The organism is Varunaivibrio sulfuroxidans, from assembly GCF_029318635.1.
Classification (GTDB): Bacteria; Pseudomonadota; Alphaproteobacteria; order Rhodospirillales; family Magnetovibrionaceae; genus Varunaivibrio; species Varunaivibrio sulfuroxidans.
In genome coordinates this window covers 1689863-1712901 of sequence record NZ_CP119676.1, presented here as the reverse complement: position 1 = coordinate 1712901, position 23039 = coordinate 1689863, and the positions used below count along the sequence as shown (strand labels likewise).

Sequence of the window (23039 nt, the reverse complement as noted above, 5' to 3'; positions counted from 1 at the left end):
AGCCGGACGCGTCGGCCCGGACGTGTCGGCGTTGTTTTTTACGCGCCGGAAGTCGTCTCGACGGTGAGGGTCTCCCCAGGCGCGATCTCGCCGCCTTCGACGACCTCGGCGTAGACGCCCATTTGGGTGTGGTTAAAGCCGCGTTTTAGGGATTTTAGGATATTCAAATCGGCCTCCCCACTTTCGGGGTCGATCGATGTCGCCGCGCAGCGCCCGATCTGTTCGGTGATTTTAAGGCGCGCCCCTGCGATGTGGATGGTTTTTCCGATCCACGTCCTTTCACACCATGGTTCTGTGCTCTCGAAAACAAGGTTGGCGCGGAAACGCCGCGGATCGACCGCGGCGCCGACGACCCGTTCGAGATCGCGGACGCTGGCGCGGTTGAGCAGGGAAATCGGGGCCTTGGCGTTATCGAAAAACGAGATGTCGCGGGCCTCGACCAGTTTCGGCTTTCCGGTGATGTCTTGCTTGAGGAAGGCGGCGAAAAAGTCCTCGATCACGGCGCGTCCCAAGGCGGTGGTGATGTCGCCGCAAGCGACCTTGTGCGCGGCGCGACTGATGGTGAGCACGCCGCTTTGGGCGTCGAACTGGGCGTGCAGCGCAGCGAGCCGGGCGATCCGCACCAAGACCAGGAAATTTTTCTTCGACAGCCAGTCGATTTTCGACCCCTTGACCCGGGACGAGGAATAGGCGAGGGCGAAGCGGCGATCCTCGGGAATGCCTCGTCCGACCGTCAGCGCGGTGCGCTCCAGGCGCTCGGACGTTAGGCTCTTGACCGGATGACGAAAAATATCTGTAAGGTGCATCGTTCCCCCAATGCGTGAAAATGGCCCAAGGATACGCGGCTCAGGACATTATTATCATGACGGCAGGTTGCGAACCATAATGTTCGCGACATATCTATGATCAGAGAATACCCTCAACGTATGAAGGGACTTGCGCGGTCGCCTGGCGGAGCGTCGGTCCTTGTCGCAGAACGAAGGTTGAGACCATGGATTTTGAAAAATACACCGAACGCTCGCGGGGTTTTATCCAATCGGCGCAGACGATGGCGCAGCGCGCGGGCCATCAGCAATTGACGCCCGTGCACCTGCTGAAGGTGCTTCTCGATGATGACGAGGGGTTATGCGCCAAGTTGATCGACGCCGCCGGCGGGCAGTCGAAAAAGGCCCTGAAGGCGGTCGAGGCGGCATTGGCCAAGATGCCCACCGTCGAAGGCGGTGGGGCGGGGCAGGTGTACCTCGCCCAGGAAACGGCGCGCCTGTTCGAGCAGGCCGAAAAAGTCGCGCAAAAAGCCGGTGACAGCTACGTCACCGTGGAGCGCCTTTTGCTGGCGATGGTCCTCGCCCAGGGGACGCAAGTCGGCAACATCCTGAAGGACGCCGGTCTCGACCCGCAAGGCCTGAACCGGGCGATCGAAGACATCCGCAAGGGGCGCAAGGCCGACAGCGCCTCGGCCGAGGACCAGTACGACGCCCTCAAGAAATACGCCCGCGACCTGACGGCGGCGGCGGCGGAAGGCAAAATCGATCCGGTGATCGGTCGTGACGAGGAGATTCGCCGCACCATCCAGGTGTTGTCGCGGCGCACCAAGAACAACCCGGTCCTGATCGGCGAGCCCGGCGTTGGCAAGACCGCCATCGTCGAAGGGCTGGCGATGCGCATCGTCCAAGGCGACGTGCCGGAAAACCTGAAAAACAAAACCCTGATGGTGCTCGACCTGGGCGCCCTGGTCGCCGGGGCCAAATACCGCGGCGAGTTCGAGGAGCGCCTGAAGGCCGTCCTCGGCGAAGTCACCGCGGCGGCGGGCGAGATCGTCCTGTTTATCGACGAGATGCACACCCTGGTCGGCGCCGGGGCGAGCGAGGGGTCGATGGACGCCTCCAACCTGATCAAGCCCGCCCTGGCGCGCGGCGAACTGCATTGCGTCGGCGCCACGACATTGAACGAATATCGCAAATATGTCGAGAAAGACGCCGCCCTGGCGCGCCGCTTCCAGCCGGTGTTCGTCAGCGAGCCCAGCGTCGAGGACACCATTTCCATTTTGCGTGGGATCAAGGAAAAATACGAACTGCATCACGGCGTCAGGATCTCCGACGGCGCCCTGGTGTCGGCGGCGACCCTGTCCAACCGCTATATCCAGGACCGCTTTCTGCCCGACAAGGCGATCGACCTGATGGACGAGGCTTCCTCGCGCCTGCGCATGGAGGTGGACTCCAAGCCCGAGGCGTTGGACGAACTGGACCGGCGCATCATCCAGCTGAAAATCGAACGCGAGGCGATCAAAAAGGAAAAAGACGACGCCTCGCGCGCGCGCTTGAAAACCCTGAACGAGGAACTTGAGGGGTTGGAGGGCCGTTCGGCGGCCATGACCGAGGAATGGACCAGCGAAAAATCGGCCCTGGCCGACGCCACCAAGATTAAGGAGGAATTGGATCGTACGCGCATCGAACTGGACAAGGCGATGCGCGAGGGACGCTACGAAAAAGTCGGTGAGTTGCAATACGACGCCATTCCCATGCTTGAGAAAAAACTCGCCGAAAGCGAACAGCGCGGCGAAGGGCATATCTTGGAAGAGGCGGTAATGCCCGAACACATCGCCTCGGTGGTGTCGCGTTGGACCGGGATTCCCGTCGATAAAATGCTTCAGGGCGAGCGCGAAAAGCTGCTCGGCATGGAAGACAACCTGCGCCGTCGCGTGGTCGGGCAGAACGAGGCTCTCGTCGCCGTCTCCAACGCGGTGCGCCGCGCCCGCGCCGGCCTGCAAGACGCCAATCGTCCGATCGGATCGTTCTTGTTCCTGGGTCCGACCGGCGTCGGCAAGACCGAATTGACCAAGGCGTTGGCCGAATTCTTGTTCGACGATGAAACCGCGATGGTGCGCATCGACATGTCGGAATACATGGAAAAGCACGCCGTCGCGCGGCTGATCGGCGCGCCGCCGGGCTACGTCGGTTATGAAGAAGGCGGCGGCCTGACCGAAGCGGTGCGCCGCCGGCCCTATCAGGTGATCTTGTTCGATGAAATCGAAAAGGCCCACCCCGACGTCTTCAACGTGCTGTTGCAGGTGCTGGACGACGGCCGCCTGACCGACGGACAGGGCCGCACCGTCGATTTTCGCAACACCATGATCGTGATGACCTCCAATCTGGGCGGCGAGATTCTCGCCAATCAGGAAGAAGGGCGCGATTCGGGTGAAGTGCGCAGTCAGGTCATGGACATCGTGCGCCGCGCCTTCCGTCCCGAATTTCTCAATCGCCTGGACGAGGTTATTTTGTTCCATCGCCTGTTCCGCGAGAACATGAACGCGATCGTCGATATCCAGCTTGGCCATTTGCGCGACCTGCTGGCTGAACGCAAAATGACGCTGGAGCTTAGCCCCGACGCGGTAAATTGGTTGGCCGACAAGGGCTACGATCCGATGTATGGCGCGCGCCCGCTCAAGAGGGTGATTCAAAGCGCATTGCAGAACGCTCTCGCCGGCATGATCCTGGAGGGCAAGATCGCCGACGGCGATGCGATCCGCGTTGATGTCGATGGCGGGGGGTTGTCGGTGAACGGAGAACATCTCCGGGCCGCCTGATGTAAAGGTCCCTTTTCAGGGCGCTTTCGGTTACACGCGAAAACAAAAACACCGCAGGAAAGCGTTCCCGGCGGTGTTTTTGTTTTTTCGTCCTCGCGGGGCGTTCGGTGAACGCCCCGCGAGGTGGACCGCCCGGGCGTTTGCGCCTCAGGCGGTTTGGATGTTCCGTAAGAAGCCGTCAACCTGAACGCGCAGCTGTTCGGATTGTTGGGCCAGTTTGTCGGAGGCGTCGAGCACCTGATTGGAAGATGCGCCCGCCTCGCCGGCGGCTTGGGTGACGCCCGCGATGTTGGAGGACACCTCGCCGGTGCCGTTGGCGGCCTGTTCGACGTTGCGTGCGATTTCCTGGGTCGCCGCGCCTTGTTCTTCGACCGCCGCCGCGATCGCCGAGGCGATCTCATTGATCTCGCCAATAATACCGCCGATCGATTGGATCGCACCGACCGCGTCTTGCGTGGCGGTTTGAATGCCGCCGATCTGGGCGCCGATTTCCTCGGTCGCCTTGGCGGTCTGATTGGCCAGGTTCTTGACCTCGGACGCCACCACGGCGAAGCCTTTGCCCGCTTCGCCGGCGCGCGCCGCCTCGATGGTGGCGTTGAGCGCCAGCAGGTTGGTCTGATCGGCGATGTCGGTGATCAAAGCCACGACCTCGCCGATTTTATTGGCGGCCTCGGCCAATCCCTGAACCTTCTTGTTCGCGCCCTCCACCTCGGCCACTGCGGTGCTTGAAATTTGGGTCGATTGGGAAACCTGACGCGAGATTTCGCTGATCGAGCTGGACAATTCCTCCGCCGCGCTGGCCACCGTTTGCACGTTGGTCGAGGCTTCCTCGGCGGCGGCGGCGACGGTGGTCGAACGGTTGTTGGTTTCTTCCGCGGTATGGCTCATGGATTTCGCCGTGGACTGCAATTCGCCAACGGCGGAGGACACCAGCCCCAGCATGCCCGAAACGTCTTTGTCGAAACCTTGGGTCAGCGCCTCGATCGCCTTCGCGCGTTTTGCACGCGTCGCTTGTTCTTGCGCCTGTTCTTCGGAAAGGCGCTGCGCCTTGGCCATGTTATCCTTGAACACCTGAACGGCGTCGGCCATTTTGCCGATCTCGTCCTTCTTCCCGACGCCTGGGATATCGGTTTTGTTGTTCCCGGAGGCGAGGCGGTGCATCGCGTCGGTCATTTTCGCCAACGGGAACGTGATGCTGCGCCCGATCAGGAAAAGCAAGCCCCCCAGAACGACGACCGAGATCAGGGCGACGATCAAAATCAAGCGTTCGGCGGTGTTCAGTGAGGCGCGCAAGGCCTGGGAGGATTCTTGAACTTCCATTTTCACCGAGGTGGCGAAAACCGCAAGATCTTCGGACATCGCGATACCGTTGTTATCGAGGACGTCGTCGATTTTAGCGAACGCCGCATCGCTGGCCTTGGTCTGAATGAGGTTTTGCAGGTCGCCCAGGATGCCTTTTTCGAGACCATCGATTTTAGCGCCGATGCCCTTGGCGATCCGCCTTTCCTTGTCGGTGTCGGCATCGCGAACCAGGGGGCCGACCTTTGCACGCAACAAAGCGATGTTGCTTTCGATAATGGTTCGCCGCTCGGGCGTGATGGTTCCTTGGTCTTTGTCGATGATCGAATCCATCGCCGCCAGCATAATTTCCAGCGCCGCGACGCGCATGTCGCCGACGTTGGCGATTTGCGTATGGCGAATTTCATTTTGGATTTCGGCTTGTTTAACCTGGAAAAATGAAAAGAAGGCGATTCCCGCCAGAAGAACGAGAGACAGGATGGATCCCGCCCCGATACCGATAAGCTTCTGTTTTATGGAGAACGTCATCATACCTTGGCCCTTTATGCGGTCGGCTCTTAATTTTCGTCATCGAGCGCCCGTTTTTGGCGCGCGTTTGGGCATATGGCGATGCTGAAGGGTTTTACGAAGCTTTTTTTGCGGCGGTTCGATCTTGCGCGGGGGAGCCGGAAATCGGCGCCATGAAGCGGGGTTACTTCCGTCTTGCAATTGGAGGCGTCGGCCCACACGTACAGGAAGGTGAGGCGCTCGCCACGGGGATATGGAGGGATTGCCGCCGGGAAGGATTTGGCTATGGTCTCGTTTAGCGATGTGGCTGCGGATAGCGCCATTTTAGCGCAAGCCCACGACGGGGCGCTGGTCGCCTTGTCGTATGGTGTGGCGGTGGTGGCCTCCTATACCGCGCTTAGTGTGTCCAATGCGGTGTGGCCGACGGCGGGTGCGTTTGCCCGCGCGGTGTGGCTTATGGCGGGCGGTTTCGCCATGGGCAGCGGCATTTGGGCGATGCATTTTGTCGCCATGCTATCGCTAAATTTGGGGGATGATGTCGGCTACGACGCCGGACTTACACTGGTCTCCCTGCTTCCCGGCGTTATTGCGGGCACCGTCGCGCTGTGGTTTATCGGCCATGGAAAAAGAAAATACGCCCGCCCCTTTCAAAGCGGCGTGGTGATGGGGCTGGGAATTTCCGCCATGCATTTCGTCGGGCTTGTGGCGATCGATATGCAGGGCAACGTCCATCTCTCTTCCCTACGGCTGGCTCTTTCAGTGGTATTTTCGATCGGCCTGTCGATCGTCGCGATGGGGATTTACCAAAATACTTGCGTCCTGATTCCAAAACTCAACGCGCTGGGTAACGAAGCGCGAAAAGGCATGGCGGCGCTGATCATGGGGGCCGCCATGTTCGCCATGCACTTCGTCAGCATGAGCGGGGTGACTTTCGTCAACGCCATCGGCGCGCCGCTCCCGCCGGAATCGTCCAGCTCCATGCTTTTGGCGATTTCGGCGGCGGTCGTAACCCTGATTATCATGGGGTTGGCCATCGTGGCCGCCATGGTCGATCGCATGGTGCGCGACATCCGTGAAAACCGATCGCGGTTTCAGTCCTTGGTCGATTTATCCCCCAATATGATTTGCATGGTTAAAAACGGTAAAATCGCGTTCACCAACTCAAGCGGCGTGCGCATGCTCGGCGCGGCGGCCGGTGAGGATCTCGTCGGCCGTCCGATATCGGCGTTCGTCAGTGTGGAGTACGCGGCGATTTTCGATGCCGGCGACGAAGGGTTGGACGAACTGTCGAGGATCGATGAAACCACGCCGTTGGTGATCTACGCCCCCGGCGGTCGGCGAATCGAAGCGGAGCTGAGCGTTAGTGTTCTCAATGAGAACAAGGGGCGCAGCTTTGTTCTTGAGTTTCAGGACATCACCGCGCTTAAACGTTCGGCGCGGGAGGTTTTCGAACGGGCGACCCATCTGTACGCGATCATGGAAAACGCGGCCGAAGGGATCGTGACGTTGAGCGGCGACGGCACGATCGAGAGCGCAAACAAAGCCGCCGGCGATATTTTCGGTTATTACGGCGACGCCCTCGAAGGAATGGTTTTCGCACAGCTTTTGGAGCGCCCAGACCAAATACTGGAAGTTGGGTCTTATGAGGTGACGGCGCGCCGCAGAAGTGGGGGAGCATTTCCCCTGGAGATAACGTTGAGCGAAATGCGCGCGTCATCGGCGCGTAGAAAGATCATTCTGATGCGTGACATCACCCGCCGCAAAATGGAGCAATTGGAGGTGGAGTTCCGCGCCAATCACGACATGGTGACGGAGCTCCTCAATCGTCCCGCGCTTATCCGCACGCTCGGTCTGATGATTAGTGAAGCCGCCGCGGCGTGGCGTATCGAAAACCCCGGGGCGCCCACGGCGGGAAGCACGCAAGATCGCGCGCACGATGGGATGGCGTCGGGTGGGTGCGTGCTTTTCATTTCCCTGTCGGGTCATGCGCGTATTCACGATACCCAGGGGCACGCCTTGGGCGAGGCCGTCCTTAGGGAAGTCGGCGTGCGTCTTAAGAATAACCTGAATACGTCGGATATTTTTGGCAGTTGGAGCGAAGGTCAGTTCGTCGTCCTGTCGCCTGGTCGTGTCAAGGTCGAGGATGTCCGGGCCTTGGCGGCGCGTGTTCATGAAACACTGACGCCGGGGTTCGTACTTTCGGGGCACGAGGTGAATGTCGGGTGTCACATCGGTGCGGCGATTTTTCCCAAACACGGCACGGACGTTCAAGGTTTGGTGCAGCGCGCCTCGATGGCGATGTTTCGCGGACGGCATAAGCGCGAGCCGGTGTGCACCATCTTCACCAAGACCATGGATATCGAAGAAGCCCGCCGCCAGCGGTTGGAAAACGAACTGCGCCATGCCCTGCGCCGGGATCAACTAAGCGTTCATTATCAACCGAAAGTGGACATGCATACGGGCCGATTGAAAGGCATGGAGGCCCTGGTGCGTTGGAACCATCCCGAGATGGGCATGATTTCACCGGTGGACTTTATTCCGCTCGCCGAGGAAACCGGCATGATCGTGGAAATTGGGGCGTGGGTCCTGGAAACGGCGTGCGCCCAGACCGCCCGGTGGGCGGCGCAGGGGTTTCGCGATCTGAAGGTGGCGGTGAACCTTTCGGGACGCCAGTTCGAGGATCCCGGGTTGCTGGGCGATATCACGCGTGTGCTCGAACGGTGTGCGTTGAATCCGCGGCGCCTGGAAGTCGAAGTTACGGAAAGTTCCTTGATGCAAGACATGGACGCGTGCATCGCAACGTTGTCGGCGTTGCAGAAAAAGGGCGTATCCGTGGCGATTGACGATTTTGGGACCGGTTACTCGTCCTTGGCCTACTTGAAAAATCTCCCCCTGAACACCCTGAAGATCGATCAATCCTTCGTGCGTCACATCGACGACGACGCCGGCGACGCCGCAATCGCGACCTCGGTGATCAGCATCGCGCGAAGCCTCAATCTCGCTGTCGTCGCCGAGGGCATCGAAACCGATGTTCATGCTGAAATTTTACGCCGGATGTCCTGCGATATGGGGCAGGGGTATTTGTATTCCAAACCCCTCGCCGCTCATGATTTTGAAGCCTTTTTGCACCGTGAAAACAATGCCGCCACCCGGACGATCCGCATCCGGGAGGTCGGCGAAACCGAGCCGAGCGCGTCGTCGGACGGCGGTGAGAGGCGGGGCGACGGGAAGGGGAAATATAGCGTACACTGACGCGCGCCGGTTTATGGGATGGCCTCGTCGCGACGCAGGCCCCAGAATTGAGCGCGCTTCAGCCACCCCGTGTAATCGCCAACCTCGACCTTGCAAAAGGTATCCGTCGCGCCGCAGGCGCGGATGACGCCGATGACCCCCGGGTCGAGTCGGGCGACGGCGGAACTTTTTTCGTCGGCCCTGGCGTGCAATATCCGTGTGCCGCCGATCACGATGAAGTCGCGTTTGGCGCCCAACATGCTTTGATGAACCCAGCCCTGGACGCCCATCCAGTCGCGAACTTTGCGCCAGGTGCGGTATTCGGCGATGATCTCGACGGGCATCCCCAGGCGTTGAAAAACCCACTCCACGGGATATTGGACCCCCGGCCCCGTGCGCAGGTTGACCTCGCCCGAGCGCAGGCTGGCGAAGCGGGGCAAGGGGAGGCCGGTGCCCGGATTCGACGCTTCTTGAGCCAGCAGCGGGGACGCTGCGAACACGGTGAGGATCAAACCGACGATCAGGACATTAATCCGGCGCATGGCGAAGTCTCCGTACGACCTTGGTGAGCGGGCGTTCCGCCATGAGGGGCGGGCCATTTCATATTGGACAGGCGCGCAGTATAAGGCGGCATGGGCCGGGGGGAAAGGCGCGGCTGAGAAAAAGCCCAAGCGGGCGGCGCTTCGTCGGTGCGAGGCGATTTTGCGGTGCGCGTCAAGACGCCTCCGCGCTGGACAAGAAGGCTTAGGGCTGGTACCCCTTGCGGGGCAATGCGACACGTTGTCACGACACGTCAAAGGGAGGGCGCGCATGGTGAAGGGTAAGGTAAAGGTCGTCGTCACACGTAAACTTCCAGATTCCATTGAAACTCGGATGATGGAATTGTTCGACGTCACGCTCAACCTTGACGACACGCCGATGAGTAAGGCTCAATTGATCGAGGCGGTCAAGCATGCGGACGTCCTGGTGCCCACCGTGACGGATGATATCGATTCCGCCGTCCTCGCCCAAGCCGGCGAAAATCTGCGTCTGATCGCCAACTACGGGACCGGGGTCGATCATATCGACCTGTCCAGCGCACGCCAGCGCGCGATTACGCTGACCAACACTCCGGACGTGCTGACCGAAGATACCGCCGATATGACCATGGCGTTGATCCTGGCGGTGCCCCGCCGCGTGGTCGAGGGTGAACGGGTCCTGCGCGAAGGCAAGTGGAAAGGCTGGTCGCCGACCTGGATGCTCGGCAACCGTATTCACGGCAAGCGCTTGGGGATCGTCGGCATGGGGCGGATCGGGCGCGCCGTGGCTCGGCGCGCCAAGGGGTTTGGCCTATCGGTGCACTATCACAATCGACGCCGAGTTCACGGCGACATCGAAACCGAGTTGGAAGCGACCTACTGGGAAAGCCTGGATCAGATGTTGGCGCGCATGGACATTATTTCGGTCAATTGTCCCCATACGCCCGCGACGTACCACCTGTTGTCGGCGCGACGGCTGAAACTGCTGCGTCCCAGCGCCTATTTGGTGAACACCGCGCGCGGCGAGGTCATCGATGAAAACGCCCTGATCCGCCTGTTGAAAGCAGGCGATATCGCCGGGGCCGGGCTTGACGTGTTCGAGAACGAACCGGCGATCAACCCCAAATTTTTGTCGTTGGACAACGTCACGCTACTGCCTCATATGGGCTCGGCGACGGTCGAGGGGCGCATCGACATGGGCGAAAAGGTGCTGATCAACATCAAGACCTTCATCGACGGCCACACTCCGCCCGACCGCGTCATTGGGGATGTCTTTTAGGGGGGATGTCTTTTGGGGCGTGATCGGGACTCGGTGATTGGGCGCTTGTCCGGGCGCATCAGATAAAAAGAATCGACCCGTTTTTCGAGGCGTCGTTGAGGAAGGTGACCACCCCGCCATCGACGAACGGGATGTCGGCGCGCAGCTCTTCGCGTGGGATACCCAACGCCGCGAGACCCATTTCGCAGACCATGAAAACGACCCCCATATCGATACAGGCGCGAAGCAGGGTCTCGAAATCGCCGACGCCGCGGGCCTTGAAGGCGTCGTCCATCGCCCCGCCATTGGTAAATTGCGAGGTCGTAAGGGGCAGCGCCCGCCAAGCCGGCGGATTTTGTTCGTCGTTCCGGCACAGCGCTCGCGCGCCTTCCATGGTGAAAAACAGCGTCGTTGCGATTCCCGCCGCCTGCGATCCGCTGGCCAAGACAAGCGCATAGTGCACCCTATCGAAATCGCCGGAGAAAACGACGATGGACAGCTTGTCGGGACGTGTGTTCATGGCGGTTAAACCTGTTCAAAGCGGGTTTGGGCCGACTTTGGGCGCTAAAATTAACAACCTGCGCGACGTGAACGTAACATTAATGTCCCGCGGCATGACCGCTGAGATCGGTAATGCTCGGGTGCGCGCCGCATAGCGGGCAATCGGGGTCGCGCTTTAATTTGATTTTACGAAAAGTCGTCGCCAGACCGTCGAAAATCAGCAACGAACCGGACAGGCTCTCGCCGATACCCATCAGTTCCTTGAGGACCTCATTTGCTTGCAGGGATCCGATCGCGCCGCACAGCGCCCCCATCACGCCGGCCTCGGCGCAGCTTGGTATTTGTCCGGGCGGCGGCGGTTCGCGGTACAGGCAACGGTAGCACGGCCCGTTTTCATCGCCGCCGGGATAGCCTTTGCCGGGAGGATACCCCTTGAAGGTGGAAAGTTGGCCGTCGAAGCGCAGAATGGCCCCCGACACCAGCGGTTTTTGGGCCAGATAGCAGGCGTCGTTAACGAGGAAGCGGGTGGCGAAATTGTCGCTGCCGTCGGCGACGAGATCGTACTGGGAAATCAGCTCCAGGGCGTTGTCGGCGGTGATACGCCCCTTTATGGGCGTCACGGTGACGTCGGGATTGATGTCGCCCAGGGCGCGTACGGCGCTGTCCACCTTGGCCATGCCGATCCGCGCCGTGGTATGGACGATTTGGCGCTGTAGGTTGGACAACTCGACGGTGTCGTCGTCGATCACGGCGATGGCGCCGACCCCCGCGGCGGCCAAATACAGTAAAAGCGGCGCACCCAATCCCCCGGCGCCAATAATCAGGACGCGCGCGCCCAGCAGTTTGGCCTGACCCTCGCCGCCGACCTCGCGCAGTAAAATATGCCGGGCGTAGCGTTTGATCTGTTCTTCCGTAAAATCCATGATCGGGTCCGTTTCACCCGCGGAGAGGCCGCGCGGGGCTGCGTTGCGTCCGTGAGGGGGTGGCGGGAATGCCGCCGGTCAGTCCTGCACCAAGCCGTCGAACAATTGGGTCGAGAGATAGCGCTCGGCGAACGATGGCAGGATGACGACGATCATCTTTCCGGCCATATCCGGGCGGCGGCCGACCTCGAGTGCGGCGGCCAGCGCCGCACCCGACGAGATACCGACGGCGAGGCCCTCCAGGGCCGCCACCTTGCGCGCGGTGGCGAACGAGGTTTCGTTGCCGATTTGGACGATCTCGTCGATGATCTCCCGGTTGAGAATTTTGGGAATGAAATTTGCGCCGATGCCCTGAATTTTGTGAGGTCCGGGCACGCCGCCCGACAGAATCGGGCTGTCTTCGGGTTCGACGGCGATTATTTTTACCTCGGGCTTAAGCGCCTTGAGCGCCTCACCGACGCCGGTGATCGTGCCGCCGGTGCCGACGCCGGCGACGACCGCATCGACCTTGCCCGCGCTGTCGGCCCAGATTTCAGGGCCGGTGGTGGCGCGATGGATTTGGGGGTTGGCCGGGTTCTCGAATTGTTGCAGCATGACCGCGCCGGGGATTTCTCGGGACAGCGCCTCGGCCTTGTCAACCGCACCCTGCATCCCCTGGGGGGCCGGGGTGAGGATGATTTCGGCGCCGAGAAGGGCGACCATTTTACGACGTTCGAACGACATGCTTTCGGGCATGGTCAAAACGAGCCGATAACCCTTGGCGGCGCAGACGAAGGCCAGGGCGATGCCTGTGTTGCCCGAGGTCGGTTCGACCAGGACCGCGCCGGGTTTTAGCCGTCCGTCGGCCTCGGCGGCTTCGACCATGGCCAGCCCGATGCGGTCCTTGACCGAGGACAGGGGATTGAAAAATTCGCATTTTCCAACGAGTTGAGCCGCACATCCGCCGTCCTCGGCCAAGCGGTCCAGGCGTACTAGGGGGGTCGCCCCGATGGTATCGACGATGGAATCGTAAACTTTCCCCCGAAATTCGCCGGAGGGGGTGGTCTCAGAAGAGCCGGTCGTTGTCTTTTCGCGCGCCATGACGTCCCTTTGTCCTTATCCGTTCCAACATCACCCCGCCCATTGCGCGGCGGCAAAATCCTGGCCGAATCGCGTCCGGGTCGAGTCGTTATATTGCGGTTATCGCGGCGGGATTTCTAGCGGAGTCGCAAAGATTATCCCCAGTTTTAAAAATTGTACAAGTTTAAAATTGTACAATTGTATATTTATACAAACAATCTTGACATTAGCCCCTTTATGGAAAGATTGCGCGGGCGTTGTCGGAAGAAAGCTCGAAGATAACGGGGCCGTTAGATGGTAAAATCGAGATTTTTTCGGCCCTCGCTAACGATCCCGGCCTCGTCGGATTTGGCGCACAACTGGTCGATCGTGATGTTGTCGAGCCGGTTCATGACCTCGTCTTGAAGTTCCAGCCACAACGGGCGCACCACTTTCACGCCTAATTCCGAGCCTTCGGTGTCGAGTAAGGGATCCTCCGTGGTTTCCATTTTACGTACCGCGCGGACGATATCGCCGATTGAAATGCGGCGGCGCTCGCGGGCCAGCCGGTAGCCGCCGCGCGGACCGCGCACGCCAATCAGGATGTCTTCGCGGACCAGTTGTTGCAGGGCTTGCTCCAGATAGCGTCTGGGAATGCTCTGACGGCGGGTGATTTCGCGGCTCTGCACCGGCTCCGCGCCGGAATGATAGGCGATATCGAGAACCGATTCGATGGCGAACAACATTTTCTTTGATAGCCGCAGCATGACTATCGTTCTCCCTTATAATCTTGGGTCGGGGTCACCCGACCGTTCCTGTCGATCCGAATCCAGCGCTTCCGCGTTGGCTGTCGGATAAGTCTTCCACATTCTCGAAGGCGATGGCGCGCACGGGCGCGACGACCATTTGCGCCACCCGCATCCCCCGTTCGACGGTAAACGGCGCGTCGCCGAAATTGACGAGTATGACCGAGATTTCGCCGCGGTAGTCGGCATCGATGGTGCCCGGGCTGTTGAGCACGCTGACGCCATGCTTGGCGGCGAGGCCGGAGCGGGGGCGAACCTGAGCTTCGAAACCGTTCGGCAAGGCGATGGCGATCCCGGTGGGGATAAGGGCGCGGGCCATCGGGGCCAGGGCCAATGGGGCCTTTACCGCCGCCAGAAGATCGACGCCGGCGGCGTTGGCGCTGGCGTGCGCGGGCAGGGGGAGGTCCGCGCCATGGGGCAATCGCTTCAGCGCAACGCGCAGGGGCGGGTCAATTGCGTTCATGCACTTTTCATCCTTCGTGCTTTGGAGTGTGGTTTAAAGCGTCGGCGATACGTTCGGCCAAGCGCTCGGCGATGCGCCGTTTACGCATCGTCGCCCAGGTCTCGACGCCGTCGGCGCGGATCAGATGCACGGTGTTGTCGTCACCGCCGAACACCCCGGTGGCCTCGGAGACGTCGTTGGCGACAATCCAATCGCATCCCTTGCGCGCCCGTTTGGCCCGGGCGTTTTCGATAACGTTTCGGGTCTCGGCGGCGAACCCGACGACCAAGGTCGGACGCCCCGTCGTTTTTTGCGCCAGCGCCGCTAAAATGTCGGGGTTTTCCTCCAACACCAGTTCCGGAGGGGCGTGGCCGGCGTCTTTCTTGATTTTTTCAACCGCCGGGCGGACGCGCCAGTCGGCGACGGCGGCGGCCAGAACGGCGACGTCGGCGGGCAGGGCGGCTTCGACGGCGGCGGCCATTTGGGCGGCGGTCTGCACGTGAACGACCTCGACTCCGAGGGGATCGGCCAAGCGGGTCGGGCCGCTGATTAGGGTCGTTTGCGCGCCCGATGCGCTCAGTGCGGCGGCGATGGCGTGACCTTGCTTGCCCGACGATCGGTTGGCGAGATAACGTACCGGGTCGATCGGTTCGTGCGTGGGCCCACTGGTGACGATGGCGCGCCGACCTTTTAGGCGCCCCGCTTCGCCGAAGAACGCGTGAAGTCGGGCGGCGATGTCTTCGGGGTCGCTCATGCGTCCAAAACCCCATTCTCCGCAAGCCATATCACCCTCGTCGGGGCCGATAAAGCGTACCCCGCGGGCGGTCAGGGTCTCCACATTATGGCGGGTCGCGGGGTGTTCCCACATCCGCACGTTCATCGCCGGGGCGATCACGATGGGTTTGTCCGAGGCGAGCAGGACGGCGCTTGGCAGATCGTCGGCCAGGCCGTGGGCGAGTTTGGCTATGATATTGGCGGTCGCGGGGGCGATGAGCACCACGTCGGCCTCACGCGACAACCGGATGTGCCCGATCTCGTTTTCGTCATCCAGGGAAAATAAGTCGTCATGGACCTTCTCGCCGCTGACGGCGGCGAGGCTCATCGCGGTGACGAACTGGGCGCCGCCACGGCTCAATACGCAACGCACGCGCGCTCCGGCTTTAACCAGGCGGCGCACCAGATCGGGAGTCTTGTAGGCCGCGATTCCGCCGGTGACGACGAGAAGAATACGCTTGCCCGCAAGTGGCGCGAAGCCGGTTTTGGCGGAGAGTGGCACGGCGGAGGCCCTTCGTTTTACCATAATTTGGTGTGGTTAATGTACCGGACGGCCGTCGCCATCGCAACGGTAAATAACACAAAAATTAGGGGGGAACGCAATCAAACAAGCAACACGACGCCGATAATGGCGGCGGCGCAGACGGCGCCGGTGGCGAAAGCGAGTATGGCGGAGCGATGCCTTCGATTGCCGCCGCGCATCGCCAGCACCGTGTCGGGGTGCAGCTTGAGGCCGCGTTCGGAAAAGGCGTCGAGGCTTTTTTCTAGGTTGTTCAACACCCGTGGCAGGCGCCGCGCCGCGCCGACCAATTCTTGGACGCCGTCACGCAGACGGGCTTGCGGGCTGAGGTTGTCGTGCGCCCATTGCTCGACCAAGGGGCGGGCGAGCATCCACATATTGGCTTCGGGGGCGATATGCCGTCCGGTGCCTTCGGCGACGAGCATGGTCTTTTGTAGCATCAGCAATTGAGGCTGAGCCTCCATGGCGAAGGTTTCGGTGATCTGGAACAATTGACCGAGCAGGCGACCGATGGAAATCTCGTTTTGCGCCTTATCCATGATCGGCTCGGCGATCGAACGGCAGGCCTGGGTGAAGGCCGTGACGGATTGGTCGGCGGGAATCCAGCCGGCTTCGAAGTGGACTTCGGCGGCGCGGCGGTAATCGCGGGTGAGAAACGCCAGCATCATTTCGGCCAACGTCTTGCGGTTGGCGTCGTCGAGGCGGCCCATGATGCCGAAATCGACCGCGACCACGGCGCCGTCGGGGGCGACGAACAGATTGCCCGGATGCATGTCGGCATGGAAAAATCCGTCGCGAAAGACCTGATGGAAAAAAGCCCCGGCGGCCTTGCGCAAGACCTCCAACGGTTCGTGTCCGGCCTTGACGAGGGCGGGAATATCGTCGATCACGATCCCTTCGACCCGTTCGGTGCACAGTACGCGCCGACCGGTGCGCAACCAATCGACGCCCGGCACGCGGAAGGTTGGATCGTCGCGAAAATTTTCTGCAAGTTCGGCGCAGGCGGCCGCCTCGAAGCGCAGGTCCATTTCCATCTGGACTGATTTTTCCAGCGTCTTGACGGCCTCGACGGGCTTCAGGCGGCGCAATTCCGGGCGGGCCATCTCGATCAACTGCGCGGCCCAATAAAACAGATCGAGATCGCGCGCGAAGGCGGCTTCGATGTCGGGGCGCAGGACCTTGACCGCGACTTCGCGTCCGTCGCTGGTTACCGCGAAATGGACCTGGGCGATCGAGGCGGCGGCGACGGGGGTCTCGTCGAAAGAGCGAAAAAGGCTTTCGAGTGGGCAACCGAACTCGTCGGCGATGGCTTGGCGCGCCAAAGTTCCGGAGAACGGGGGCAGCGCGTCTTGCAATTCCGACAGGTCGGCGGCGATTTCCTCGCCCAGGAGGTCCGAACGGGTGGAGAGCGCCTGGCCCAGCTTGATGAAACTCGGCCCCGCTTGGGACAGCGCGCGGGCGAGGCGTTGCCCCGGGCGCCCCTGAGCGCCCCTGCGGCGGCCCAAGCGCGCGATGAAAACGATAAATGGTGCGACGCCTAGGTTATCGAGAAGAAACAGCGCGTCGTGGCGGGCCAGGATATGGGCGACGCGAAGGAATCTGAGGATATTTCGGAACGATCGAATCATGGATGCGGGGCCTGCTTTGAAGGGCCTGGATAAAAGGGCTTAAATGGAAAAAGTGTTGCCTCGTATAGTGTCGTTTCCGAACGGTGCGTCCGCGTGGGGTTACGTCCGCCACGCCGAATGAATGGCGGCGATTCCACCGGTCAGGTTGCGGTAACTGACATGATCGAAGCCGGCGGCGGCGATCATGTCGGTGAAGGCCTCTTGCGGCGGAAAGCGGCGGATGCTTTCGGCGAGGTACTGGTACGACGCTCGGTCGCCGGCGACGGCTTGACCCAAATTAGGCAAGACGCCGAAGGAATAGGCGTCGTAAATCTTGTCCAGGACGGGAACCACGACGTGGGAAAACTCCAAGCACAAGAAACGCCCACCCGGTTTCAGCACGCGCCGCGCCTCGTTCAGGGCGCGATCGATGTGGGTGACGTTGCGGATGCAAAAGGCGATGGTGTAGGCGTCGAACGAGGCGTCGGGGAAGGGCAGGTTCTCGGCGTCGCCGGTGATCCAATCGACGCCGGTGACGATACCCTTGTCGATCGCACGGTCACGCCCAACCTTCAGCATTTCGGCGTTGATGTCGCACACCGTGACGTCGCCGCCGCCTTTTTCGCGAAAGCGAAAGGCGATGTCCCCGGTGCCGCCGCCGACATCGAGCAGGCGCATCGACGGTTTCGGGCGCAGCCAGGAAACGAATTCGTGTTTCCACAGGCGGTGAACGCCGAGGCTCATCAGGTCGTTCATCAGATCGTATTTCGTGGCGACGTTGTCGAACACGCCGCGCACAAGGCTCGCTTTTTCTTCTTCGGCCACGGTCTTGAAACCGAAGTGCGTGGTCCCTGCGTCGCCGGTGTCGGCGCTGGGCTCGGGATTTTGAGGGTGGTTTTTTTCGTGTCTCATGGCCAGACCATAGCCTAACCGGACGCGACAGGCTACTTTGTTTATATGCCCGAATTACCCGAAGTCGAAACCGTTCGTTGTGGCCTTGTTTCGTCCCTTGAAGGACGGGTTTTGCGCCGCGTTACCGTGCGCCGCGCCGGATTGCGCAAGCCTTTTCCCAACGATTTCGCCGCTCGCCTCACGGACGCGCGGGTGATCGCGGTTCGCCGCCGTGCGAAATACTTGCTGGTCGATCTTTCGAGCGACGAAACGCTGATCTGGCATCTCGGTATGTCGGGTCAGGTGCGTATCGAAGGTGAAGCCGATGTCAAGACCCCCTTGGGCGCGCACGACCATGTCGTTTTCGAGACCGACCGGGGCGTTCGCGTGGTGTTTCGCGATCCGCGCCGATTCGGCCTGATGGCGCTGTGCGCCACCGCCGATGTGGATCGCCATCCTCTGCTGGAGAAGTTGGGTCCCGAACCTACCGATCGGGCGTTCGATGGCGCGTTTCTAGCGGCGCGCCTGAGGGGGCGGAAAACTTCGATCAAGGCGGCGCTGATGGATCAGTCGATCATCGCCGGTTTGGGGAACATTTATGTGTGCGAGAGCCTTTATCGCGCAGGGCTGTCGCCGCGCCGTTCGGCCCATACGGTACAGGGCGGGCGGGCGACGCGTCTGGCCGACGCGGTGCGCGCGGTGATCGCCGAGGCGATCGCCGCCGGCGGCTCGTCGTTGCGCGATCACCGCCAGACCAACGGGGAACTGGGCTATTTCCAGCACCGTTTCGCCGTTTACGGGCGGGTGGGCGAACGCTGTCCCGATTGTACATGCACCCCCTCGCATACGGGCGGCATTCGGCGTATTGTTCAAAACGGTCGTTCGACATTTTACTGTGCCACCCGGCAACGCTAGTGGTTTGCATGGTCGGCCCGATGGTTCGCGGGAGCGAAACGTCGCAGTCGGTCCACGCGTCGTTCGTCCCGGTAAGGTTCGCCTCGATAAACTTAGGATGCCCACGATGACCCCGTCCCGTTTTAGTCCCTCCCTCGCCACGACGTTCGCCGGATGGATTTTACTTCTTGTTTTTACGGCGTCCGCGTTTGCCGAGTCGGGGACCGTTTTTGTCTCGGGGTTCGACGATTTACCTCTAATGAACGGCCTGCACGAGCAAGCCGATGGGGCGGTGACGTTCGATTCGCCCCAGGGCCGCATTGTCGAGACCACGCTTGGCGGTCGGGTGACGCGACGGGCGGTTTTGACGTTCTACGATGAAACCCTGGCGCAATTGGGCTGGCGTCGGGTCAAGGCGGGGCGCTATGTACGCGAAGGTGAAGAGTTGTCCCTGTTTTTCTCATCCGCCGCCCCGGAGGGGGAGACGGCGGGATCCACGGATACGCTGTTTGTGCGTTTTTCGCTCGCCCCGGCGCCCTGACGATGATTGACCAATTCAATGCCTCATGACGAGAGAGATTTCCATGACGTTTGAAAATATTCTTTATGACAAGGACGGCGCGGTGGTGGTGATCACCTTGAACCGACCCGAGGCGCTCAACGCGCTCAACGGGGCGCTGATGACGGAACTCGCCCAGGCCCTCGACGGGGCCGAGGGCGATCCGGATGTCGGGGCGGTCGTTTTAACCGGGTCGCCCAAGGCTTTCGCCGCCGGCGCCGACATCAAGGAGATGGCCGACAAAACCTTCATGGACTGCTATCTTGAGGACTTTATCACCGGAACCTGGGAACGGGTCGCCCGTTGCCGCCTCCCGGTGATCGCGGCGGTCGCGGGGTACGCCTTGGGCGGGGGGTGCGAACTGGCGATGATGTGCGATATCATTATTGCCGCCGACAACGCCAAGTTCGGTCAGCCCGAAATCACCTTGGGCATTATTCCCGGTATCGGCGGCACCCAGCGCCTGGTGCGTGCGGTGGGCAAGGCCAAGGCCGGCGAAATGATCCTCAGCGGTCGAATTATCGATGCCGTCGAGGCCGAGCGGGCGGGCCTGGTCAGCCGGGTTGTGGCGGCCGATGCGCTGAACGACGAGGCGCTGCAAACGGCGCGGAAAATCGCCGAACTGTCCCGTCCGGCGGTGATGATGGCCAAGGAGTCCATGGCCGCGGCTTTCGAAGCCCCGCTCTCTCACGGACTGCGCCATGAACGGCGGCTGTTTCATGCCTTGTTCGCCGGAGAGGATCAAAAGGAGGGCATGGCCGCATTCATCGAAAAACGGCGGCCTGTCTTTAAAAATAGGTGAGCTTGTACCCGAAAACGGCCAAGGCGAGGGCCGAAAAAAAGACCGTCGTCCGCCCCGAACGTGAATCCGGGGCTTGACGTCGGGCGCAAGCCCCGATATAAGCCAGCCTTCCGTTTTTTGACGAGTTTTAAGGTTTAACCAAGATGGCCAATCATAAGTCTGCGAGTAAACGCATCCGACAGACCGAGCGTCGCACCGCGGTGAACCGCGACCGCGTCAGCCGCATCCGTACCTTCGTGAAGAAGGTCGAATTGGCGATCGCCAGTGGCGATAAAGCTCAGGCCGAGGCGGCATTCAAGGTTGCGCAGCCGGAAATGATGCGTGGCGTTAACCACGGCGTTCTCGCCCGCAACACCGTCTCGCGTAAATTGTCTCGCCTGTCGCATCGCATCAAGGCGATCGGCGCCTGAGTTTGCGTCGTCGCCCGGCGATCCGAGAGTAATTTTTCGGCGTCTAATCCGATGTCGAAGAATATGAAGATTAAGGCCGCCCGCCGTGATGGTGGGCGGTCTTTTTATGCCTGGGTTGCGTACATGGAGGGTTTTTCCTGCGCCGCGAAGACCCGGGGAGAGTCAAGAAATTTATTTTCGGCGTTTCCCCTTTGTGCCGCCTGAATCCCGTTGAAAGAATCGAAGCGGACAACTAAAATCCATATTCCGTCGGGCGTTTGGCGACGAAAGCCCGCCGTATCGGCTAGAAATAAGTTCCAGGTAAAATCCTGATTGGATCGTCATTGTATGTCCCGTTATGGGAAAGCATATAGTGTGCGGTGGGGTTTTTTATTGGTGATCGCCGACTTTTTACTTAAAAATTGGTGGTTTTTTCTAACGAGATAATTTTTAAGACCTCTTGGCGATCGTCGTCCTTGCCGTGAGGTGCGCGCCGGGATCGTTTCCCAGGCCGCCGCTCCCGTGTCTTGCGGTGGTCGGCGCCATAGAGGGGCGCGCGCCGGAGAAAAACGGGTGCGGGATGCGGGATAGGTGCGGGATAATGTTTATTTCAGGAGTTTTTTCATCCTGGCGGACCATCGTGTTCTTCGTCACAGACGGAGTGGCGCGGTCGTGGTGATGTCTTTCGTTTCGCGCAGTGTCGGATCATCGCCGCCGCGTCGAGCGTAGTCAGCAGTCAGTCGAGCGTAGTCAAGTTAGAGACCGAATTCATGATAAGGGGGCATTTGGAAGCATGAGCGAAATCGTGGCGGAGGGATTGCCGGGCGAGGCCAGGGACCAATGGGCGCAGGTGCTCGATGACATGCGCCGTGAAATTGGCGAGGCGGCGTTCCAAAGCTGGTTGAAGCCGATGATGGTTCGCGATGTTTCCGACAGCTCGGTGGTGCTTTCCGTGCCGACGCGATTTATGCGCGATTGGGTCGTCGCCCATTACAGCGATCGTCTGTGCGAAATGTGGCGCGTCGTGCGGCCCTCTCTCGCCGAGGTCGATGTTGTGGTTCAGCCCGAGCGCAAGGGCGTGGATCAGGCCGCGCGCGCCGCTTCGGCGTCGGCCGTTCAAGGCGATGGCGCGGCGGCGAACGGCGCCCGCTGCGCGACGGTGCGTCCACCGTCCGCCGGGCGCCGTGGCGAGGCCTCTCGCGCCACCCCGGTTTCGGGAGCGGCGCCGGTTCGTGGCGCGGCGGGGGGCGCGGCGGGGGGCGCGGTCAATGTTCCCGGTGATCTCGCCGGTCCGTTGGACCCACGCTACACTTTTGAACATTTTGTCGTCGGTAAACCCAATGAGTTTGCCTATGCCGCGGCGAGGCGCGTCGCCGAGGAGGCGACCGCGCAGTTCAATCCGCTGTTTCTCTACGGTGGCGTCGGCCTGGGGAAGACCCATCTGATGCACGCCATCGCCATGCACATTCGCGAGAAGACGCCGGGTCGTTCGGTGATCTATCTGTCCGCCGAGAAATTCATGTACCGGTTCATCCGCGCCTTGCGCGAACAAAAGACCGTCGATTTTAAGGAGCAGTTTCGTTCCGTCGATGTTTTGATGATCGACGATGTGCAGTTCATCAGCGGCAAGGAATCGACCCAGGAGGAGTTTTTCCATACCTTCAACGCGCTGGTCGATCAGGGGCGGCAGATCGTTATTTCGGCGGATAAATCGCCGTCGGACCTTGAAGGTATGGAGGAGCGTCTGAAATCGCGTCTCAACTGTGGGCTGGTCGCCGATATTCACGCCACCACCTACGAGCTGCGTCTTGGGATTTTGCAGGCCAAATCGGAACGCTTGGGGGTCGAAATTCCGGCCAAGGTTATGGAGTTCCTGGCGCACAAAATCACCGCTAACGTCCGCGAATTGGAAGGTGCGCTCAACCGCGTCGCCGCCCATGCCCAATTGGTGGGGCGCTCGATATCGCTGGAGAGCGCGCAGGATGTTCTGCACGATCTGATTCGCGCCAACGATCGCCGTGTGACGATCGAGGAAATTCAAAAACGCGTTTCCGCCCATTTCAATATCCGTACTTCGGACATGCATTCCGCCCGGCGCGCCCGGTCGGTGGCGCGCCCCCGTCAAGTGGCGATGTATCTGGCCAAACAGCTGACCTCGCGTTCCTTGCCCGAGATCGGGCGCAAGTTCGGCGGGCGCGACCATACCACGGTCATGCACGCGGTAAAAAAGGTCGAGGAACTGCGCGAATGCGATGCCGCGTTCGCCGAGGATGTGGCGTTGCTACGGCGCATGCTGGAAGGCTAACGGCGCGCGCATACGAATTCTTTGCGGCATCCTAATCGCTTGTGCGGAAACTCATTTTCCCGTGTCGCCCGGGCCTGTGCGACTCTGTGGAAAAGGCTTCGGATTCGTCGCCCTTCTGCTATACTGCCCAGGGGGTTCGCCCGGGTGACCGGATCGGCGAAGGCGTCAGTTGCGGCGCGTGGGTCGTGAAGG

At 61.0% G+C, this 23039-nt stretch carries 19 protein-coding genes; 8 read left to right on the top strand and 11 right to left on the bottom strand.

The genetic code is table 11. The annotated features are described in order from the left end of the window. Positions 1–38 precede the first annotated feature (38 nt). Entirely contained in the window at positions 39–806 is a 768-nt protein-coding gene (locus P3M64_RS08065) for an MOSC domain-containing protein (RefSeq protein ID WP_132937817.1), read from the bottom strand. Positions 807–991: 185 nt separating this feature from the next. Between P3M64_RS08065 and clpB the strand changes: the two genes are divergently transcribed. Beyond that, entirely contained in the window at positions 992–3583 is a 2592-nt protein-coding gene (gene clpB, locus P3M64_RS08060) for an ATP-dependent chaperone ClpB (protein WP_132937818.1), read from the top strand. Positions 3584–3730: 147 nt separating this feature from the next. Here the strand turns inward: clpB and P3M64_RS08055 are convergent, their stop codons facing one another. Then, on the bottom strand, positions 3731–5413 hold the full coding sequence (locus P3M64_RS08055; RefSeq protein WP_243644679.1) for a methyl-accepting chemotaxis protein: 1683 nt from the start codon (positions 5411–5413) through the stop codon (positions 3731–3733). A gap of 261 nt (positions 5414–5674) precedes the next feature. Between P3M64_RS08055 and P3M64_RS08050 the strand changes: the two genes are divergently transcribed. Further along, a complete protein-coding gene (locus tag P3M64_RS08050) occupies positions 5675–8641 on the top strand; it encodes a bifunctional diguanylate cyclase/phosphodiesterase (protein ID WP_132937819.1) in 2967 nt (988 codons plus the stop codon). An 11-nt stretch (positions 8642–8652) separates the two neighbouring features. On the opposite strand, the gene P3M64_RS08045 is transcribed toward P3M64_RS08050, so the two are convergent. Then, entirely contained in the window at positions 8653–9162 is a 510-nt protein-coding gene (locus P3M64_RS08045) for an SH3 domain-containing protein (RefSeq protein WP_132937820.1), read from the bottom strand. Between the two features lie 268 nt (positions 9163–9430). Here P3M64_RS08045 and P3M64_RS08040 point away from each other — a divergent pair, with 268 nt between their 5' ends. Beyond that, positions 9431–10417, top strand: coding sequence for a 2-hydroxyacid dehydrogenase (locus P3M64_RS08040; protein ID WP_132937821.1), 987 nt, complete (start codon positions 9431–9433; stop codon positions 10415–10417). 58 nt (positions 10418–10475) lie between these two features. Here the strand turns inward: P3M64_RS08040 and P3M64_RS08035 are convergent, their stop codons facing one another. The 8 genes from P3M64_RS08035 to ubiE all read right to left on the bottom strand — a co-directional run bounded on the left by P3M64_RS08035 (position 10476) and on the right by ubiE (position 17919). Next, positions 10476–10916 (bottom strand): DsrE/DsrF/DrsH-like family protein, encoded by a 441-nt coding sequence (locus P3M64_RS08035; protein ID WP_132937822.1) that lies wholly within the window; start codon positions 10914–10916, stop codon positions 10476–10478. Positions 10917–10995: 79 nt separating this feature from the next. Continuing rightward, positions 10996–11820, bottom strand: coding sequence for a HesA/MoeB/ThiF family protein (locus P3M64_RS08030; protein WP_132937823.1), 825 nt, complete (start codon positions 11818–11820; stop codon positions 10996–10998). 78 nt (positions 11821–11898) lie between these two features. Continuing rightward, positions 11899–12900, bottom strand: a complete 1002-nt coding sequence (gene cysK / locus P3M64_RS08025; protein WP_132937824.1) for a cysteine synthase A — start codon at positions 12898–12900, stop codon at positions 11899–11901. 269 nt (positions 12901–13169) lie between these two features. After that, complete coding sequence (locus tag P3M64_RS08020; protein ID WP_132937825.1) at positions 13170–13625, bottom strand: RrF2 family transcriptional regulator; 456 nt, start codon at positions 13623–13625, stop codon at positions 13170–13172. A gap of 34 nt (positions 13626–13659) precedes the next feature. Continuing rightward, positions 13660–14127, bottom strand: a complete 468-nt coding sequence (gene dut / locus P3M64_RS08015) for a dUTP diphosphatase (RefSeq protein WP_132937826.1) — start codon at positions 14125–14127, stop codon at positions 13660–13662. A 7-nt stretch (positions 14128–14134) separates the two neighbouring features. Further along, entirely contained in the window at positions 14135–15382 is a 1248-nt protein-coding gene (gene coaBC, locus P3M64_RS08010) for a bifunctional phosphopantothenoylcysteine decarboxylase/phosphopantothenate--cysteine ligase CoaBC (protein WP_243644680.1), read from the bottom strand. Between the two features lie 101 nt (positions 15383–15483). After that, positions 15484–17028, bottom strand: a complete 1545-nt coding sequence (gene ubiB, locus P3M64_RS08005; RefSeq protein WP_132937828.1) for a 2-polyprenylphenol 6-hydroxylase — start codon at positions 17026–17028, stop codon at positions 15484–15486. Positions 17029–17127: 99 nt separating this feature from the next. Then, on the bottom strand, positions 17128–17919 hold the full coding sequence (ubiE, locus tag P3M64_RS08000) for a bifunctional demethylmenaquinone methyltransferase/2-methoxy-6-polyprenyl-1,4-benzoquinol methylase UbiE (protein ID WP_132937829.1): 792 nt from the start codon (positions 17917–17919) through the stop codon (positions 17128–17130). Between the two features lie 45 nt (positions 17920–17964). Here ubiE and mutM point away from each other — a divergent pair, with 45 nt between their 5' ends. From mutM to dnaA, 5 genes are all read left to right on the top strand, one after another. After that, positions 17965–18813, top strand: a complete 849-nt coding sequence (mutM, locus tag P3M64_RS07995; protein WP_132937830.1) for a bifunctional DNA-formamidopyrimidine glycosylase/DNA-(apurinic or apyrimidinic site) lyase — start codon at positions 17965–17967, stop codon at positions 18811–18813. A gap of 106 nt (positions 18814–18919) precedes the next feature. Further along, the gene (locus P3M64_RS07990) at positions 18920–19333 is read left to right on the top strand and encodes a hypothetical protein (protein ID WP_132937831.1); all 414 of its coding nucleotides are present in this window, start codon (positions 18920–18922) and stop codon (positions 19331–19333) included. A 43-nt stretch (positions 19334–19376) separates the two neighbouring features. Continuing rightward, positions 19377–20153, top strand: a complete 777-nt coding sequence (locus P3M64_RS07985) for an enoyl-CoA hydratase (RefSeq protein ID WP_132937832.1) — start codon at positions 19377–19379, stop codon at positions 20151–20153. Between the two features lie 143 nt (positions 20154–20296). Beyond that, positions 20297–20563 carry a 30S ribosomal protein S20 gene (rpsT, locus tag P3M64_RS07980; protein WP_132937833.1) on the top strand — a complete coding sequence of 89 codons (267 nt, stop codon included), beginning with the start codon at positions 20297–20299 and terminating at the stop codon, positions 20561–20563. 772 nt (positions 20564–21335) lie between these two features. Then, the gene (dnaA, locus tag P3M64_RS07975) at positions 21336–22847 is read left to right on the top strand and encodes a chromosomal replication initiator protein DnaA (RefSeq protein ID WP_132937834.1); all 1512 of its coding nucleotides are present in this window, start codon (positions 21336–21338) and stop codon (positions 22845–22847) included. Positions 22848–23039 lie beyond the last annotated feature (192 nt).

What these genes read in the sequence shown, in the direction of transcription:
- mutM (WP_132937830.1), top strand. Translation starts at nt 17,965, where the DNA reads ATGCCCGAATTACCCGAAGTCGAAACCGTTCGTTGTGGCCTTGTTTCG.
- ubiB (WP_132937828.1), bottom strand. Translation starts at nt 17,028, where the DNA reads ATGATTCGATCGTTCCGAAATATCCTCAGATTCCTTCGCGTCGCCCAT.
- P3M64_RS08030 (WP_132937823.1), bottom strand. Translation starts at nt 11,820, where the DNA reads ATGGATTTTACGGAAGAACAGATCAAACGCTACGCCCGGCATATTTTA.
- P3M64_RS07990 (WP_132937831.1), top strand. Translation starts at nt 18,920, where the DNA reads ATGACCCCGTCCCGTTTTAGTCCCTCCCTCGCCACGACGTTCGCCGGA.
- P3M64_RS07985 (WP_132937832.1), top strand. Translation starts at nt 19,377, where the DNA reads ATGACGTTTGAAAATATTCTTTATGACAAGGACGGCGCGGTGGTGGTG.
- P3M64_RS08035 (WP_132937822.1), bottom strand. Translation starts at nt 10,916, where the DNA reads ATGAACACACGTCCCGACAAGCTGTCCATCGTCGTTTTCTCCGGCGAT.
- P3M64_RS08050 (WP_132937819.1), top strand. Translation starts at nt 5,675, where the DNA reads ATGGTCTCGTTTAGCGATGTGGCTGCGGATAGCGCCATTTTAGCGCAA.
- cysK (WP_132937824.1), bottom strand. Translation starts at nt 12,900, where the DNA reads ATGGCGCGCGAAAAGACAACGACCGGCTCTTCTGAGACCACCCCCTCC.
- ubiE (WP_132937829.1), bottom strand. Translation starts at nt 17,919, where the DNA reads ATGAGACACGAAAAAAACCACCCTCAAAATCCCGAGCCCAGCGCCGAC.
- P3M64_RS08040 (WP_132937821.1), top strand. Translation starts at nt 9,431, where the DNA reads ATGGTGAAGGGTAAGGTAAAGGTCGTCGTCACACGTAAACTTCCAGAT.
- dnaA (WP_132937834.1), top strand. Translation starts at nt 21,336, where the DNA reads ATGAGCGAAATCGTGGCGGAGGGATTGCCGGGCGAGGCCAGGGACCAA.
- P3M64_RS08045 (WP_132937820.1), bottom strand. Translation starts at nt 9,162, where the DNA reads ATGCGCCGGATTAATGTCCTGATCGTCGGTTTGATCCTCACCGTGTTC.
- P3M64_RS08065 (WP_132937817.1), bottom strand. Translation starts at nt 806, where the DNA reads ATGCACCTTACAGATATTTTTCGTCATCCGGTCAAGAGCCTAACGTCC.
- dut (WP_132937826.1), bottom strand. Translation starts at nt 14,127, where the DNA reads ATGAACGCAATTGACCCGCCCCTGCGCGTTGCGCTGAAGCGATTGCCC.
- clpB (WP_132937818.1), top strand. Translation starts at nt 992, where the DNA reads ATGGATTTTGAAAAATACACCGAACGCTCGCGGGGTTTTATCCAATCG.
- P3M64_RS08055 (WP_243644679.1), bottom strand. Translation starts at nt 5,413, where the DNA reads ATGATGACGTTCTCCATAAAACAGAAGCTTATCGGTATCGGGGCGGGA.
- rpsT (WP_132937833.1), top strand. Translation starts at nt 20,297, where the DNA reads ATGGCCAATCATAAGTCTGCGAGTAAACGCATCCGACAGACCGAGCGT.
- P3M64_RS08020 (WP_132937825.1), bottom strand. Translation starts at nt 13,625, where the DNA reads ATGCTGCGGCTATCAAAGAAAATGTTGTTCGCCATCGAATCGGTTCTC.